Origin of the sequence: Methylocystis sp. B8 (assembly GCF_005771425.1) — a bacterium.
GTDB lineage: Bacteria > Pseudomonadota > Alphaproteobacteria > Rhizobiales > Beijerinckiaceae > Methylocystis.
The window spans coordinates 114,762-131,240 of record NZ_VBTZ01000002.1; the positions used below are offsets into that span (position 1 = coordinate 114,762).

At 62.5% G+C, this 16,479-nt stretch carries 16 protein-coding genes; 3 read left to right on the forward strand and 13 right to left on the reverse strand.

The genetic code is table 11. The features are described 5' to 3' along the window. Positions 1-141 precede the first annotated feature (141 nt). Positions 142-1,746: an outer membrane beta-barrel protein gene (locus FEV16_RS05410; RefSeq protein WP_138166622.1), complete on the forward strand. Its 1,605-nt coding sequence runs from the start codon at positions 142-144 to the stop codon at positions 1,744-1,746. A gap of 58 nt (positions 1,747-1,804) precedes the next feature. Here the strand turns inward: FEV16_RS05410 and FEV16_RS05415 are convergent, their stop codons facing one another. Together FEV16_RS05415 and FEV16_RS05420 are read right to left on the reverse strand one after the other, a co-directional pair. Then, positions 1,805-2,797 (reverse strand): hypothetical protein, encoded by a 993-nt coding sequence (locus FEV16_RS05415; RefSeq protein ID WP_138166623.1) that lies wholly within the window; start codon positions 2,795-2,797, stop codon positions 1,805-1,807. 9 nt (positions 2,798-2,806) lie between these two features. Beyond that, positions 2,807-3,520, reverse strand: a complete 714-nt coding sequence (locus tag FEV16_RS05420) for an aldolase/citrate lyase family protein (RefSeq protein WP_246657189.1) — start codon at positions 3,518-3,520, stop codon at positions 2,807-2,809. Positions 3,521-3,892: 372 nt separating this feature from the next. Here FEV16_RS05420 and FEV16_RS05425 point away from each other — a divergent pair, with 372 nt between their 5' ends. Beyond that, complete coding sequence (locus FEV16_RS05425) at positions 3,893-4,417, forward strand: L,D-transpeptidase (RefSeq protein ID WP_171015139.1); 525 nt, start codon at positions 3,893-3,895, stop codon at positions 4,415-4,417. 28 nt (positions 4,418-4,445) lie between these two features. Here the strand turns inward: FEV16_RS05425 and FEV16_RS05430 are convergent, their stop codons facing one another. After that, positions 4,446-5,345, reverse strand: a complete 900-nt coding sequence (locus FEV16_RS05430) for a pirin family protein (protein WP_171015140.1) — start codon at positions 5,343-5,345, stop codon at positions 4,446-4,448. A gap of 363 nt (positions 5,346-5,708) precedes the next feature. Next, a complete protein-coding gene (locus tag FEV16_RS05440) occupies positions 5,709-7,790 on the reverse strand; it encodes an elongation factor G (protein WP_138166627.1) in 2,082 nt (693 codons plus the stop codon). A 156-nt stretch (positions 7,791-7,946) separates the two neighbouring features. Between FEV16_RS05440 and rph the strand changes: the two genes are divergently transcribed. After that, the gene (rph, locus tag FEV16_RS05445) at positions 7,947-8,660 is read left to right on the forward strand and encodes a ribonuclease PH (RefSeq protein WP_138166628.1); all 714 of its coding nucleotides are present in this window, start codon (positions 7,947-7,949) and stop codon (positions 8,658-8,660) included. Between the two features lie 28 nt (positions 8,661-8,688). Here rph and FEV16_RS05450 read toward each other — a convergent pair whose 3' ends face one another. From FEV16_RS05450 to ctaD, 9 genes are all read right to left on the reverse strand, one after another. Further along, entirely contained in the window at positions 8,689-9,291 is a 603-nt protein-coding gene (locus FEV16_RS05450; protein WP_138166629.1) for a GNAT family protein, read from the reverse strand. Between the two features lie 21 nt (positions 9,292-9,312). After that, positions 9,313-10,719: a threonine synthase gene (thrC, locus tag FEV16_RS05455; protein ID WP_138166630.1), complete on the reverse strand. Its 1,407-nt coding sequence runs from the start codon at positions 10,717-10,719 to the stop codon at positions 9,313-9,315. Positions 10,720-10,812: 93 nt separating this feature from the next. Then, the gene (locus FEV16_RS05460; RefSeq protein WP_138166631.1) at positions 10,813-11,562 is read right to left on the reverse strand and encodes an SURF1 family protein; all 750 of its coding nucleotides are present in this window, start codon (positions 11,560-11,562) and stop codon (positions 10,813-10,815) included. After that, positions 11,559-11,936 carry a DUF983 domain-containing protein gene (locus FEV16_RS05465; RefSeq protein WP_138166632.1) on the reverse strand — a complete coding sequence of 126 codons (378 nt, stop codon included), beginning with the start codon at positions 11,934-11,936 and terminating at the stop codon, positions 11,559-11,561. The genes FEV16_RS05460 and FEV16_RS05465 overlap by 4 nt, the downstream gene beginning before the upstream one ends. Positions 11,937-12,008: 72 nt before the next feature. After that, positions 12,009-12,899 carry a cytochrome c oxidase subunit 3 gene (locus FEV16_RS05470; protein WP_138166633.1) on the reverse strand — a complete coding sequence of 297 codons (891 nt, stop codon included), beginning with the start codon at positions 12,897-12,899 and terminating at the stop codon, positions 12,009-12,011. A gap of 76 nt (positions 12,900-12,975) precedes the next feature. Next, positions 12,976-13,569, reverse strand: a complete 594-nt coding sequence (locus tag FEV16_RS05475) for a cytochrome c oxidase assembly protein (RefSeq protein ID WP_138166634.1) — start codon at positions 13,567-13,569, stop codon at positions 12,976-12,978. A gap of 4 nt (positions 13,570-13,573) precedes the next feature. Continuing rightward, entirely contained in the window at positions 13,574-13,783 is a 210-nt protein-coding gene (locus FEV16_RS05480) for a CoxF (RefSeq protein WP_246657190.1), read from the reverse strand. Between the two features lie 12 nt (positions 13,784-13,795). Continuing rightward, positions 13,796-14,728 carry a heme o synthase gene (locus tag FEV16_RS05485; protein ID WP_138166635.1) on the reverse strand — a complete coding sequence of 311 codons (933 nt, stop codon included), beginning with the start codon at positions 14,726-14,728 and terminating at the stop codon, positions 13,796-13,798. Between the two features lie 54 nt (positions 14,729-14,782). Then, positions 14,783-16,444: a cytochrome c oxidase subunit I gene (ctaD, locus tag FEV16_RS05490; RefSeq protein ID WP_138166636.1), complete on the reverse strand. Its 1,662-nt coding sequence runs from the start codon at positions 16,442-16,444 to the stop codon at positions 14,783-14,785. Positions 16,445-16,479 lie beyond the last annotated feature (35 nt).

The following is a 16,479-nucleotide window of genomic DNA, read 5'->3' on the forward strand; positions in this document are numbered from 1 at the left end:
GTCGCCACAGTGACAAGAAACAGATATGTGCAAGTCCGATTTTGCCTAATAATTGTGCAGATGCGCGGACCTTGGACTTGAACGAAACTTCGCTCGCGAGTGATATCGATCAGATTTCGCCGCCGACCGGAGTTCCTGACAATGAAGTGGTACTATCTTTCGACCGTGGCTGCTCTCTCGCTAGCAACCAGCATCACCAGCGCGCATGCTCAGGCGAAGCTGTTCGAGGTCGACCCGACTCTGATCGAGGAAAACCAACCTGCGGCCCCTCCCGCCGCCGCCAAGCCCGCGAAGAAGGAAAAGGTCGTCAAAGGTCCGCCTGCGCCGCCGCCGGCCTGGCTCGATACGCTGACGATCGACGGCTATATCGAAGGCGGCGTCGCGGTCAATTTCAATCAGCCGTTCAACAAGCTCAACTGGGGCCATCTTTACACGGATCGCGCCAACTGGCCGACGTTTAACGGCCTCCTCCTCACGGTGCAGCGCCCGCTCGACCCAAAGGCTGAAGGCTATGACTTCGGCTTCAAGTTCCAGGGCATGATCGGCGAGGACATGCGCTACAACCACTATATCGGCATCCTGGATTACGCGATCCACTCGCGCACCCAGATCGGACCGATCGAGGCCAATGTTCTGGCGCATCTTCCGTGGACCAGCCCGATCAGCGAGGGCGGCGTCGACCTGAAGCTCGGCATGTTCGTGACCTATAATGGCGCGGAGGTGATCCCGGCAAAGGACAATCTATTCTACAGCCACTCCTACATCTTCAACTTCGGGCCCTTCCTTCACACCGGCGCGATGGTCACCACCCACGTCAAACCCTGGCTCGACGTCTATACGGGCGTGACCAGCGGCGTGAACACGAGCCTCGGTTGGCCGGGCGACAACAATGCCGCGGCGTCTTTCCATGGCGGCCTCGGCCTCAATCTGCTCGACGGCAAACTGACCATTATGGCGATCACCCATACTGGTCCCGAGAATCCGAGGCAGACCGATCCGCTCGGCGTCGGCTGGCCGATTGCTCCGGTAATTGGATGGCCGATCAACTTCGCCGCGGGTTGGCCTGCCAATCAGGGCGGCTTCGGCCAGCCCACCGCTTGCGCCTGCAACGTCAACACGGCGATCCGCTCGTTCAACAACATAACGACGACCTGGAAAGCGACCGACGATCTGACGCTGATCACCGACATGAGCTTCATGCTGGAAAGCGGCTGGAATCCGAGCTCCTTCGGTCTACCGCAGAAGGCCTGGAATGCTGCAAACGCCATCGTGGGCGGATTGGGAGGCAACGGCGCATTCTGGGGAACCGCCCCGGCCTATCCGATGGGCGCCCGCGCCTTCGGCATCGCGCAATACGCGTCCTATAAGATCAACGATATCTTCAAAATCAACGGGCGCGCCGAATTTTTCCGGGACAACAACAACTTCTTTGTCAGCGCATTTCCCGGATACTTCGACTCAGTCAATCTTTTCCACGGCTTCTTTTGCCCGTCCTGCATCAACCAGAACCTTTACACTAATCGGCCCATTTACTCCGGCACCAGCTATCTCGCCTTCACATTGGGCATGACGATCACGCCAGAACTGCCCGCCAAACTGCCCTACGTCACCGGTCTGATCATTCGCCCGGAGCTGCGTTGGGACACGACCGTCAATGGCACGACGCCCTTCTTCAGCCGCAACGGCTTTAGCTCGAACCAGGGAATGTTCAACATGGACGTGATCATTCCCTTCACGATCCTGTAGCCCCTCTTTTCAAAAGAGGCGCATCCCAAGCAAGCCGCCCGGTTTCCGGGCGGCTTTTTTATTGCGGAGGCTCGTCGTTTGCGGGACTGCGCGGCTGATCGTGCATCACAATTTCGACGTCCGCGTCCTTCGTCGACTGCACGCGAAAGGTTCCCTGATAGGTTTTGCCCTCGTGTCGCGCGATGGCGACATATTCGCCTTCCGCCAGCACCAGAGAAGGGAAGGCGCCGATCAGTTCGCGGATAACGTCGCCGCCTGGCGTGAGCACGGAAAAGCTCGTATTGGCGAGCGCCTCGCCGCCTGGCTGCTTGACCAGCTTTAAGGTGATGGTCGCTGCGCGATGACGCAAAGTCGCTTCGACGAGCTTCCCTGCGGGAATTTTCAGGTCTGCTGTCACAACCGAGTTTGTTTCATTGGCTCCGCCCTGAGCGCCTTGCCCAGTGTCGAGCAATGTGGACACGACGTGATAGGCGCCTTCCGGGAGGCAGATCACTTCGTCTGACTTGGCGTTGGCGAGGATGAGCTTCGCTTCGGAATTGCCGCGCTCCGGCACATAAATCGACACCGAGAGACGCTGCGAGGGAATACGCGCATCGCCCAGCTTGTCGACGAGCTTCAGACCGCCTGCGTTCAATACGATAAGTTCGGCAAGATTGCCGCTCTCCATAGCGACTCGTCGCGTGACGCCTGCAAGGCCATAGGCGACGTGGACGATATAGGAGCCTCTCGGCAGAGGCAGCGTCGGGGCCGCCTCCTCGGATTGCGCCACAAGCTTATGGGAGCCGTCCGGCTGGGCGCTCTCCTCAAAAACACGCCAGACGAGGCCCGAGCGAACTGGCTGCTGCTCATTGGCGGCGAGAGTCGCGCTAAGCCGGAGATGAAATAGCTTCTCTTCATGCGCAGCGGGTCCGGCCGGCTCGCCCGAGCCATGAGGCGGACGGGAGTGACGTGGAGTTGGCTGCTGCGCTTGCGCCTGTGCGGAAAGTGGCGCTGCGCTGGCGAGCGCCGCCGCAGCCAATCGGCTGAGCGCGGCCAATCGGACTTTTTTCATTGGACCGTTCTATGCCGACGATTGGCCTTTTTGTCGATTCTCCCCCGGCGGGAAGACTTTGAGGATGTGCGCGACCTGTTCTGGTCGCAGCGCCATTGCGCCTGCAAAACCGTCGCGGCGCGCTGCCGCATAGGCAGCCTCTTGCCCGATCTGGACCGGCGGCGCGAACGCCGGAACGCCGGCCGAAGCCGCCGCCAGGATGATCGCAGCGCGCGCCATTTCAATGGCGGCGCCGCCGGCCTCAGTGAGACCGAGCGACGCGCTCAGCGCAGCCTCATCGAAGGCCAGCGCCGCAAGACGCGGCGACGCGGCGGCGAAGAAGCGTAGCGCCAGAACGCTTGCCGGATCGCCCACAAAGGCGCCGATCCTGGTCGCGCCATCCGCGAGGCCGGCTTGCGCCTCGCGCACGGCGAGCTTCACCGCCAGGCGCTGCAGGCTTTCGACGCCGCGGCAGGAGGGAAGGAAGACGCCGTCCGGTCCGGGACCAAAAAGCGCACCGAGGTCAGCCTCTATGAGTTCGCTTTCAACAGGCGCGACTTCCACGAAGAGTTTCGGCGCTCCGCCCTTCCGTTTCGCCTCACCGATAAGCGTGCAAGCGCGCGCGCTGGCGCTGCGTCGCGCATCGTCCTCCACACAGGGACCGAGCCGCAACAGGAGCGCATCGGCGCCGCAATCCAGCGCCGCCGCGAAATCCTCCTCGTTGGCGTTAGAACAAAGAATCAAACAGGAGCGCATAAGACCGAATTAGTTTCGAGAGCCTCTGCCCGCTTGTAGCACGCTCTCGCCGCGGCGAGGGTCACGTTGGCGTGGGCGGCGCCGAGGCGCCAGCGGCAAGACTCAGCTCGACATAGAACCACTCCGGCGATCACGCGCTCGAACACGCTGATCGCGATCGGTTTCCTTGGAATCGCATTTTTCCGTTGGTTAAAAGAACGCTCGACGGCGTGATCCCTGCGCGACGGCGCAACCAAGAATTTTTTAGATACTCATCAAAGGATCGCCTGCGGGATCTCCTGCGTGCGCCGCCGCACGGAATCGGGACCTTAGCTCTTCTACAACGCGCTCATCGAGACACCGAACATCGAGCGCAAGAACATGAAACGCCAAACTTCCAAGATCGCCCAGATCGCTTTCGCCGCCGCCCTCATCGGCGCCGCTTCCGTCACGCAGGCCGCCGCCCGCGAATTCGTTCACTATCACTCGGAACTCGATCCCGGCTCAATCGTTGTCAGCGAGCATGAGCGCAAGCTCTATCTCATCGTCGATCGGGACGACGCCATCGCTTACAAGGTCGCGGTGCCGAAAGCCGGCAAGGAATGGACCGGCGTCGTGCAGGTCAACGCCAAATATGTCGCGCCAGACTGGACGCCCCCGGAAGACGTGAAGCATGACCATCCGGAATTGCCCGAGGTGATCCCCGGCGGCGCGCCGAACAATCCGATGGGCGCCCGCGCCATAACGCTGAGCGAGGGCCAGGTCGCGATCCACGGCACGACCGACAAGATGCGCAAGTCGATCGGCTCAGCCGCCTCCTATGGCTGCATCCGCATGCTCAATGAGGATGTCGTCGATCTCTACGACCGCGTCGCGGTGGGCGCGACCGTGGTGATGACGCCGTAAATCGCCGACGCGGGACACGTCGCGGCCCCTACTCTTCCGGCAGCGGAATGAACTCCGTGTCGCCCGGCACTGAGGGGAACCGGCCTTCCCGCCAATCGCGCTTCGCCTCTTCGATCCGATCCTTTTGCGAAGCGACGAGATTCCACCAGAGATAGCGCCGCCCCTCGAGCGGCGCGCCGCCAAGCAGCATCATTCGCGCGTCGGAAAGCGCGCGGATTGTTATCGCGGCGCCGGGGTTGAAGATCAGCAATTGCGGCTCCTCGAAACGTTCGCCGGCGATTTCAACGGCGCCGTCGACGAGATAGAGCGCGCGCTGCTCGTAATCGGCGTCGAGCGGCGCTGAGGCGCCGGCGGAAAGACGCAGCTCGACATAGAACCAGTCCGACAAGGTCGCCACCGGCGATTTGGCTCCGAACGCGGCGCCAGCGATCACCCGCGCAAACACGCCTCGATCCTCAACGACGGGAAGAACGTCAGCGCCAAAATGCTGGAAGCTCGGCTCTGTTTCTTCATGCGCGAGCGGCAGCGCCAGCCAGCTCTGCACCCCGAGCATTTGTTGGCCCGCAGCGCGTGGACCCGGCGGCGTGCGCTCGGAATGAACGATGCCGCGTCCGGCGGTCATTAAATTCATCGCGCCGGGCGCGATCTCCTGCACATTCGCCAGACTGTCGCGATGCAAGATGCGTCCGTCGAGAAGATAGGTGACGGTCGCAAGACCGATATGGGGATGCGGACGCACGTCCATCCCCTGCCCCGGCGCAAATTGAACCGGGCCGAAATGATCGTAGAAGATGAACGGCCCGACCATCTGCCGCCTGTCGTCGGGCAAGGCGCGCCTGACGCTGAAGCCCCCGAGATCGCGCGCTCGCGGCGCAATCCGCAATTCAATGGTTTTCGCCGCCGATTCGGCGTCTGCAAGTATGGACATGTCGGGCCTTTTCTCGCGCATAGGGTTGCGAAGTAGCTAAGGCCTCTAGCCGGTGGATCAAGTCCGCAAATTATGCGCTGCGGCGCTTGCCCTTCATGACGCACCCGCTATTCGACGCTTGGCGCGTTTTCTTGCTCTTAAGGCATCGCGGAGTCGGATTGACGTCGAGGCTCGTCGCCTGAGGCGCCGAGGTCGATGCGCGCTTCAAGCCGCTCGCGCTCGAATAGAAGCTGAACGACATGGCGAGAGCCGCGGCGACTAGGAATATGAATGTTCGCATGTCATCGTCCCTCTGCGAAGAAGGCCACGATGATCATGCAATGCGACTTCAGGCGCTGTGCTCCCGCGCACAACGGCGCGCCGCTATCCTCCGTTCGCTTTCGCCGTATGGGCGGCGACGATGTCGCGCGCCTGCTTGCCGACGACTTCCGCGAGATGGTCGAAACGGGCCTGATAAAAGCCGGCGCCGGCCGTCGCCGAGCGCAGCTCGACGATGAGGTTATCCATCTCCGCCTCGGGAATCAGAGTTTCGAGCCTATCCCAGCCTTCCCATCCTTCGCGCGGACCAAAGCCCATGATCTGGCCACGACGCGCGGAGACGATTCCGGTGGCGCGCGACATGGCGTCGCTCGGAACGAAGACGTCGACCGCGAGCACCGGCTCAAGCAGGATCGGCTCAGCCTTTTCCAAGGCTTCGCTCATGCCGATGCGCGCCGCGGTACGGAACGCCATGTCAGAAGAGTCGACCGAATGATACGAGCCGTCGGTCAGAACCGCCTCGACGTCGACGACGGGAAAGCCCAACGGACCATGCAGAAGAGCGTCTTGACAGCCGGCCTCGACGGAAGAGAAATATTGCTTGGGCACTGCGCCGCCATGCACGCGTTCGCTGAAGGCGAATCCTTCGCCACGGCTGCGCGGCGCAATCTCCATTACCACGTCGCCGAACTGACCATGTCCGCCGGACTGCTTCTTATGGCGGCCGCGAATGGTGACCTTATGGCGGATCGTTTCGCGATAAGCGACCGTCGGCTTTGAGCGTTCGACCGCAACGTTAAAGCGCGAGGCGAGACGTTCAAGCGCGACGCGCAGATGCATCTCGCCCTGACCAAAGAGTTTGATCTGCGAAAGCTCCTGGTCGTGAACGAAGACGAGCGAAGGATCCTCTTCGATGAGCTTCGACACCGCCGCGGCGAGCCGCATCTCATCCTTGCGGTCCTTCGCATTGAGCGCGAGCGCATGCACAGGATCTGGAGTATCGGCCCGCGTCTTCTTCAAATCCGTCGCGCCGGCGCGGGCGTCTGCGACGATATTGTCTCCCGTCTGCGCATGATCGAGGCGCCCGAGAGCGAGGACGTCCCCGGTCTTCGCCTCCGTCACTTTGCTGCTCGCGGCGCCCATCAAACATGACATGCCAGAGATGCGATCCTCTCCCTGCAGGGATGCGACCGTCTGCCCATCAGCAAAGGAGCCACGCAACACGCGCGCGACCGAGATCTTTCCGCCATGCGGCGTATGAATCGTGCGGATGACGCGAGCGAGCGCGACTCCGTTTTCGCCGACGCCGAGCCGCACGCGGGTGGCGTCGATTCCCGGCGCTTCATGGCGCAGCGCTTTCAACAGCCGCGTCACGCCGGCGCCCCGCTCAGCCGAGCCGATGAACAGTGGCACGACGAGCCCGGCGCGTAATTCCTTGGTGAGATCATCGAAGACCTGGTCACGCGGCGGCTCGATGTCGGAAATCAGCTCCTCCATCAGCTCATCGTCATAATCGGCGAGCCGCTCCAGCATCGAATAGCGCGCTTCCTTCTCGGTCGCGGCGTCGCCCTTAGGGATATCGACGACCTCGGAGGGCGCATGTTCGCGGTAGACGTAGGCGCGTTCGAGCGCGAGATCGATGAATCCGACGGCGACGCCATTGTTCCAGATCGGCATCTGGCGCAGCAGCAGCGGCGTGCGCGAAGCAGGCTGTAGAATGGCGAGCGCATCACGCACGTCGATCGTCGCCGCGTCGATCTTGTTGAGGAAGATGAAATGCGGCACGCCGAGCTCTTCGAGCTGGCGCAAAATAAGCTGCAGCGCCGGAACCTTGCGAGGTTCTGCCTCGCAGACGACGATCGCAGCGTCGACCGCGGGCAGGATATTGCGCGATTCATGGGCGAATTCGACGGAGCCCGGAAGATCGACGAAAGTGTAGCGGTCGCCCATATAATCGACGGTCGCGATATTGGACTCGACGCTCATCTGATGGGCGCGGGCTTCAGGACTTGAGTCGCCGACGCTCGCGCCCGCACCGACGCCGCCCTGCCGCGGGATCGCGCCCGCATGGGCGAGAATGGCCTCCAGAAGAGTGGTCTTGCCGCATTGAAAAGGGCCCACCAGCGCAATCAGCCGGGGACCCTGTGCTCTCGCCTCGTGAGAATGCGCTCCTTGGGACGACGCCATCACTCCCTCCTTATCTGTCGGAGCCTGGTTTGACCGGCCCCGTTAGTTCATGGTTTCACCATGCGGCCGCGAGCGCAAGACGCTGTTCTCCCGCGGCGCTTCCAAGGGCGTCGAAAGCGCGTTAGAAGGCGCGACCGATCCGATAACGGAGCTGTTATGCGCCCCAGCAAACGCGCGCCCGACGAGATGCGCCAGGTGAGTTTCGAGCGAGGCGTCGCCCGCTACGCCGAGGGCTCCTGCCTCGTGAAATTCGGCAACACCCAGGTGCTCTGCGCCGCGTCGCTCGAGGACAAGCCGCCGCCGTGGCTGCGCGGTCAGGGCCGAGGCTGGGTGACGGCGGAATATTCCATGCTGCCGCGCGCCACCCATACGCGCACGCGGCGCGAGGCCGCAACGGGCAGGCTTTCGGGACGCACGCAGGAGATTCAGCGTCTCATCGGCCGCTCGCTACGCGCCGTCACGAATCTGTCGGCGCTTGGCGAGCGACAAATCGTCGTCGACTGTGACGTGATCCAGGCCGATGGCGGCACGCGCACGGCGTCGATCACCGGCGCTTGGCTGGCGCTGCATGATTGCCTGGACTGGATGCGTTCGCGCTCAATCGTCAAAGAGAGTCCGCTACGCGATCATGTCGCCGCCGTGTCCTGCGGCATCTTCAACGCGACGCCGGTCATCGATCTCGACTACGCCGAGGACTCGACGGCGGAGACCGACGCCAATTTCGTCATCACTGGTTCGGGCGGTCTCGTCGAAATTCAGGCGACGGCGGAAGTGGCGGTTTTCTCGCAAGATGAGCTGTCGGCGATGCTGACGCTCGCTCAACAAGGCGTCGCGGAACTCGTCAATCTTCAGAAGGCGGCGCTCGCCTGAACAAATTCTTGCGTACGGACCAGCTCCTTTAAGCCGCCGCTGGCGGATTGAGGGGCTGGGGATCAGTCTCAAGCAATGCATATAACAGATGATCGCGCCACTGGCCGTTGATATTCAGGTAGGAGCGCGCGTACCCCTCCTGCTTGAAACCGACGCGCTCCAGCAATCGCTTCGAAGGCTCATTTGTCGGCAAGCACGCCGCCTCAATGCGATGGAAACCACGCTTTTCAAAAGCATAGGCGCAAGCGGCGCGAACGGCGCGGGTCATGTAACCCTTGCCGGCATAGGACTCGCCCATCCAATAGCCGAGCGTCGCCGCCTGTGATACGCCGCGCCGCACATGACCGAAGGACAGGCCGCCCATCAGCGCATCGTCCTCTTCGCGAAAGATAAAGAAGGAATAGGCCTCGTCGCGCGCCATTTCTTCGGCGTGACGGCGCACGCGATAGCGAAAGCTCGCCCGCGTAAGATCGTCGATCGGCCAGAGCGGCTCCCAGGGCGTCAGGAAGGAGCGGCTCTTCTCGCGTAGCTCGGCCCATTCGACGTAGTCGCGCATTTCGGACGGCCGCAGATAGAGGCCCTCGCCTCTGATCGGCAGGTCGCGGCGTCCGATTACGCTGAAGATCGCCATCGTGCTCCTTGCCAGAACTTGTCAGTTCTTCGCCGCGCGCGCGCGCTGCAAAATGAATTCGGCGATTCGCGCGCCATCATTTTCAAGAATCGTGAATCGTTCCGGCGCGTCAAGTCGCGCCGCAATATTTTCAGGCGGCTGTGGACGCAGTCCGATGGCGCGCTCAATGGCGTCTGGAAACTTTGCCGGATGCGCGGTCGACAGCGCGATGACGGGCGTCGCCGGATCTTTCGCAAGCTTTGCGCGCGCCGCGCTGACGCCGGTCGCCGTATGCGGATCGAGCATATAGCCGGTCTCGCGCCAGGTGCGACGAATCTCTTCCGTCGTTTCGGTCTCGCCGACGGATCGCGCGTCGAATTCGGCGCGGATGGCGTCAAGCGCAGCAGCCGGAATGTCAAAAGCGCCCGATTGATCGAGCGAGTCGAAAGCGGCGCGGACCGCGGCGGGGTCGCGTCCCGTCGCGTCGAACAACAGGCGTTCGAAATTGGATGAAACCTGAATGTCCATTGACGGCGACTGAGTCGGCGTCACGCCTCGCGGCTCGTAACGTCCACTCGCGAGCGCCCGCGCAAGAATGTCATTGGCGTTGGTGGCGACGACAAGTCTTTCGACCGGCAGACCCATCCGCTTGGCGACATAGCCGGCAAGCACGTCGCCGAAATTGCCTGTCGGCACCGCGAAGGAAATATGCCGATGCGGCGCGCCAAGCGCGACGGCGCTTGTGAAGTAATAAACGGTTTGCGCGACGACGCGCGCCCAGTTGATCGAATTGACGCCCGCCAATCCGACGCGCGTGCGAAACGCCGCGTCGCGAAACATGCGCTTCAGTATCGCCTGAGCGTCGTCGAACGATCCCTGCAGCGCAATCGTATGAACATTGTCGTCGGCGACCGTCGTCATTTGCTTGCGCTGCACGTCCGACACTCGGCCGTGTGGAAAAAGAATGAAGACGTCGACGCGATCGAGCCCCCGAAACGCCTCGATCGCCGCAGCGCCCGTATCGCCGGACGTTGCGCCGACAATGGTCGCGCGAAGATTCCGCTTTTCGAGCACATGATTCATCATGCGCCCGAGGAGCTGCATCGCCAGATCCTTGAAGGCGAGCGTCGGCCCGTGAAAAAGTTCGAGAACGAAGAGATTGTCGTCGATCTGCGTCAGCGGCGCGATGGCGCGGTGACGGAAACCGGCATAAGCGCTTTCCGTCTGCGCGCGCAGAACCTCCGGCGAAAAAGTCTCGCTGAGATAAGGCGCGATCAATTGCGCCGTCGCTTGTGAATATGTACGGCCGGCGAGCGCGGCGATGTCGGCAGGCGCCACATGCGGATAGGCAAGCGGCGCGTAGAGTCCGCCGTCGGTCGCAAGACCCGCAAGCAGAACGTCGTCAAAGCCAAGCTGCGCGGCTTCGCCGCGTGTTGAGAGATAGCGCAACCGTCAGTCCATTGATGCGGAGCGTGCGTCGCTTGCGACGCGCATGTTAGTGCGCCTTCTCATAGCATATTCGCGTCAGCTGCAAGGCCGAGATCAGGGCCTGCGGCCATCGCCCCCGCGCGCAAGGACGCCGCGCGCGTAGAGCCCGAAAATGACGAGAAGCGCCAGCGACAGGCCGAACCAAGTCACGGCGTAGGAGAAATGATTATTGACGATTGTTGGAACGCCGCCCACAGGCCGCGGCCAGTCCGACGCGGTTGCAGGAGCGGCGTCAACGACGAGCGCGAAAGGCGCGGCGTCTGACAGTCCAAGAGCGGCGGAGATCGCCGCTGGATCGCGCGCATAGAAGACACCCTTATCTGGCTCGTCGGCGGGCGTGAAAGGATTGCGCCGCTCGGGGGCGCGCAGGAGTCCGACAAGGGTCACTTCGTCTGGCGACGCCGCGTGCAGAGTGGCGTCATTGGCTTTCGAACCCGGAAGAAAACCGCGATCCACGAGCACGACGCCGCCGCTTGTCAACGCGAAAGGCGTCACGAGCGAATAGCCTGGCTCGCGGCTTGCGCCCTCCGGCGGCGCGGTGAAGACGAGCGCGTCGCGGCCGCCGAAATAGTGGCCGGTCGCGCGCACATGCGTGAAGTCGTAATCTTCCGCGTGAAGCGTCGACCATCGCTCGGGCGGCGGCATCGGCTGCGGCGCCTGCGTCGAGCGCTGCTCGATGCGCGCGATGAGCGCCTCTTTCTCGCCGAGCCGCCGCACCTGCCAAAATCCGAGACCGACCAGCAGGGCAAAGAGGAGCGTCGTCGCAATCGCTGGCCACAGAAGCGCGCGAAGGGCGGGCCTCACGATTGATGGCGGCTTTCTTCAGCCTTGTTGAAATATTGCAGGGCGATCAGCAGGCCTTTTGTCGGCCGCAGCAGCGCCACGCAGAGAATAGCCGAAAGAGGCACGAGGATCGCTGCGTGCACCCAATAAGCCGGCTGATAGGTCACCTCGACATACCACAACACAGCGATCGCGACGAAGCCTACGACAGTCATGACGGCGATCGCGGGAGCGTCGCCTGCGTCGGCGAAGGAGAAATCTAACCCGCAAGCCTCGCATTTGGGCGCGACCGTGAGCAGCCCTTTGATCATGTGTCCCTTGCTGCAGCGCGGGCATCTGCCGAGGGCTCCGTCGACATAGAGCGACAACGGCGGATAGACATGCTCTTCTGACATCTTGGGCCTCCAACGAAAACGGTCACGGGCGCGCCCGTGACCGTCCAATTTCCAGATTGGGCGGCGACGCGCCTATTCCATGACCCCGCCCCAGTTCCCCCACACATAGATGCAGGCGAAAAGAAACAGCCAGACGACGTCGACGAAGTGCCAGTACCAAGCGGCGAATTCAAAGCCCAGGTGCTGATCCGGCGTAAAGGCCCCCCTGAAGACGCGAAGCAGGCACACGATGAGGAAAATCGTGCCGACGATCACGTGGAAGCCGTGGAAGCCCGTCGCCATGAAGAAGGTCGAGCCGTAATTCGTCGCCGCTGGCTTCGCCGGATCGAAGGCGAAGGCGAAGGGCGCGTGGATATATTCATAGCCCTGGATCGTCGTGAACAACAGGCCAAGGGCGATCGTCGCGATCAGACCCTTCTTCAAGATGTCGCGGTTATTTTCCAGGAGACCGTGGTGGGCCCAGGTCAAAGTCGCGCCGGAGCTGAGCAGGATGATCGTATTGAGAAGCGGCAGCTTCCAGGGGCTCAAGACTTCGATGCCCTTCGGCGGCCAGACGCCCTGGAACAGTTCGGTGCGCAGGACCTGCGCCGCGTCAGCCGGGAAAAGCGCCGAGTTGAAGAACGCCCAGAACCAAGCGACGAAGAACATCACTTCCGAGAAGATGAACAGGATCATCCCGTAGCGGTGATGCAACCGCACGACCGGCGAGTGAAATCCGCCGACGCTCGCTTCGTGAATGATGTCGCTCCACCAGGCGTACATCACCAGCAGAATGCCGGCGAAGCCGACGAAGAACAGGATGCCGCCGAAAGTCATGCCCCCGATCGGCGCGCCCTTATGCTGCGCCATCCACATGACCGCCCCGATCGCCGTGATGAGCGCCGCGAAAGCGCCCACAATAGGCCACGGACTCGGATCGACCAGATGATAGTCGTGTTCGGGTTTCGCGTGTCCGTCCGCCATCTTGCTCTTCCTCGTCCATTGGCCGGCGGTTCCGGCCAGTTCCCTTAGTTTGCCGCGCGCCAAACCGCGCGGCGCGTCAACCCTTCGGCCTTGCGATCGCCGTCTCGCTCGTCTTCGAAGGAGCGGCGTCCTTCGTGGCGAAGAAAGAATAGGAAAGCGTGATCTCACGAACGCCGCGCATGCCTTCCTCGCGCTCGAGCGCCGGATCGAGATAGAACACGACCGGCCATTCCTCGGCCTCACGCGGACCGAGGCGCTTCTCCTCGAAGCAAAAGCAGGCGACCTTCACGAAGAAGGCGCCGGCCTGGCCAGGCGTGACATTGTACGCGGCCTGCCCGCTCGTCTCATGATCGGAGAGATTGGCGACCTTATAATAGATTGTTTTCGTTTCGCCGGTGCGCAGCGAAATCTTCGCGACCTCCGGCTCGAAGCGCCAGGGCAGATCGCGCGCGACATTGGCGTCGAAGCGCACGGTGAGCACGCGCTCGCCGCGAGCCGTCGGCCCGGCGGCATCCGTCTTCGGCGTGCCGCCGAAACCGGTCGCGGCGCAAAAGGCCCGGTAGAGCGGAACCGAAGCGAAAGACAGGGCAAGCATCGCCGTCGCGCCAACGATCAGCGCCGCCGCGATCAGTCGCGGGCGGTTGCGTGAACGAGGCGCCGTCGCGTTCATGGCTTTAAAGCGTCCGGTTGATGATGGCGGCGCCGAACTTCACCAGCGTGACGGCATAGAACAGCACGGCAAGTAAGGCGATCGTGGCGCCGATCGCGATATTGCGGGCGCGGCGGCTGCGCGCCTGCTCCTCGGTCAGGACAACGCCTGGTCCGCCGAAGCCGCTTACGCGCTCCTTCATCTTATCGCCTGCGTCGGTCATTTCGTTCACCATTCGCTAGGCCGCCTAGATCAGCGCGAGAATATGCGCCGTCTGCTCGACGACGAGGACGAGGAACAGAACGAAGAGATAGAGGATCGAGAACAGAAACATTCGGCGCGCCGCCGCTCGGGCTGCCTCGCCTTCGCGCTGCTTGAAGACCGCTGCAGCCATCGCGACCAGCGCAATGCCGGAGCCGATCGAGACAAGCCCATAGGCGAGCGACGCGAAGCCCAATAACCATGGCGCGACGCCAAGCGGCGCAAGCGCCAGCGCATAGATCAGGATTTCGAGACGCGTGCGATCTCCGCCGGCGACATTGGGCAGCATCGGCACGCCGGCGCGACCATAGTCCTCGCTTTTTAAGAGCGCGAGCGACCAGAAATGCGGCGGCGTCCACATGAAGATGATCGCAAAGAGCACGACGCTTGCAAGATTGATCTCGCCCGTCGCCGCGGCAAAGCCGACCATCGGCGGCAACGCGCCGGCGGCGCCGCCGATGACGATATTCATCGGCGTCCAGCGCTTCAGCCACATCGTGTAGATCACGACATAGAAGAAGATGGTGAAGGCAAGCAGCGCGGCGGCGAACCAGTTCGCGACATAGCCGAGCGTGAAGACCGACAACGTCGCAAGCACGAGACCAAAGCCAAGCGCCGCCTCGGGATCGAGCCGTCCCGCCGGAATCGGGCGCTTACGCGTGCGCGTCATCAGCGCGTCGACGTCGGCGTCGTACCACATGTTGAGCGCGCCGGAGGCGCCAGCGCCAACGGCGATCGCCAGCAGCGAAGCAAAGCCGATGAGCGGATGCGGCGGCGTCGGCGCGAGCAACAGGCCGGCAAGCGCAGTAAACACGACAAGCGACATCACGCGCGGCTTGAGAAGCGCGAAATAGTCCGAAGGCGACGCGACGGAGATGCGCGGAGCCTGTTCGTCGTGGAGATAGGATGCGTCGCTCATGCCGTTCACTCAGACTTGCCGGCGCGAGTTCCCCCGCGCCGACGCTTCGTTCCGTTATCGGCCCGCGCCGGTGATGCGCGGCAGCACCTCAAATTGATGGAACGGCGGCGGGGAGGACAGAGTCCATTCCAGCGTCGTCGCGCCAGCGCCCCAAGGATTGGCCCCGGCCAGCCGCTTCTTCATGAAGGCTTCGATAATCGCGTAGAACCAGACGACCAGCGAGAGCGTAACGAAGATCATGCCGAAAGACGACACCAGGTTCCACAGCGCGTAAGCGTCGGGATAGTCGATGTAGCGGCGCGGCATGCCGCCCAGCCCCAAGAAGTGCTGCGGGAAGAAGACGACGTTGACGCCGATGAACAGCAGCCAGAAGTTCGCCTTCGCCAACGTCTCCGAATACATGTAGCCGCTCATCTTGGGGAACCAATAATAGAACCCCGCATAGAGCGCGAAGACCGCGCCGAGCGACAGCGTGTAGTGGAAGTGCGCGACGACATAGTAGCCCTCGTGGAACTGCTTGTCGGCGCTGGCGTTGGCGAGCACGACGCCGGTGATGCCGCCCATCGTGAACACGAAGATGAAGCCGATCGCCCAGACCATCGGCGCGCGGAACGAGAGCGATCCGCCCCACATCGTCGCGATCCAGGAGAAGATCTTGATGCCCGTCGGCACCGCGATCACCATCGTCGCCAGCGTGAAGTAGCGCTGCGCGTTGAGCGACATGCCGACCGTGTACATGTGGTGCGCCCACACGATGCTGCCGAGCACGCCGATGCAGACCATGGCGTAGGCCATGCCGAGATAGCCGAACACCGGCTTCCTCGAGAAGGTCGACACGATCTGGCTGATGATGCCGAAGCCGGGAAGAATGACGATATAGACTTCCGGATGGCCGAAGAACCATAGCAGATGCTGGAACAGCAGCGGATCGCCGCCGCCCGCCGGGTCATAGAACATCGTGCCGAAATTGCGGTCGGTCAGCAGCATCGTCACGCAGCCCGCGAGCACCGGCAGCACGAGCAGCAGCAGGAACGCGGTCACCAGGATCGACCATACGAACAGCGGCATCTTGTGCAGCGTCATGCCGGGCGCGCGCATATTGAAGATCGTGGTGATGAAGTTGATCGCGCCAAGGATCGACGACGCGCCGGCGAGATGCAGCGCCAGGATCACGAAATCCATGGCCGGGCCGGGCGAGCCGGTGTTCGACGAAAGCGGCGGATAGAACGTCCAGCCGCCGCCAAAGCCTTTCATGCCCGGCGCGCCCTCGACGAACATCGAAATCACGGCAAGCACGAGCGAGGAGACGAGCAGCCAGAACGAGATGTTGTTAAGGCGCGGAAACGCCATGTCCGGCGCGCCGATCATGATCGGCACGAACCAATTGCCGAAGCCGCCGATGAGAATAGGCATGGCCATGAAGAAGATCATGAGCACGCCGTGCACGGTGATGAACACGTTGTAGAGGTTCTTGCCCGCGTCCAGCGCCATCGACGGGTCCGCGCCGTGAAGTAATTCCGCAAGCCCCGGGAAGATCTGTACGCCCGGATACGCCAGCTCGAGCCGCATGGCGAGCGAGAGCAAGAAGCCGATGACGCCGCCGATCGAGCCGAGAATGATGTAGAGCGTGCCGATGTCCTTATGATTGGTTGAGAAGAGGAAGCGGCGCAAACCCCTCGGATGATCATGCGCCCCGGCCATCGTCGAACTCGCCATCGTCATGTTCCTTAGAAAGACTAGTGTATTCCGTT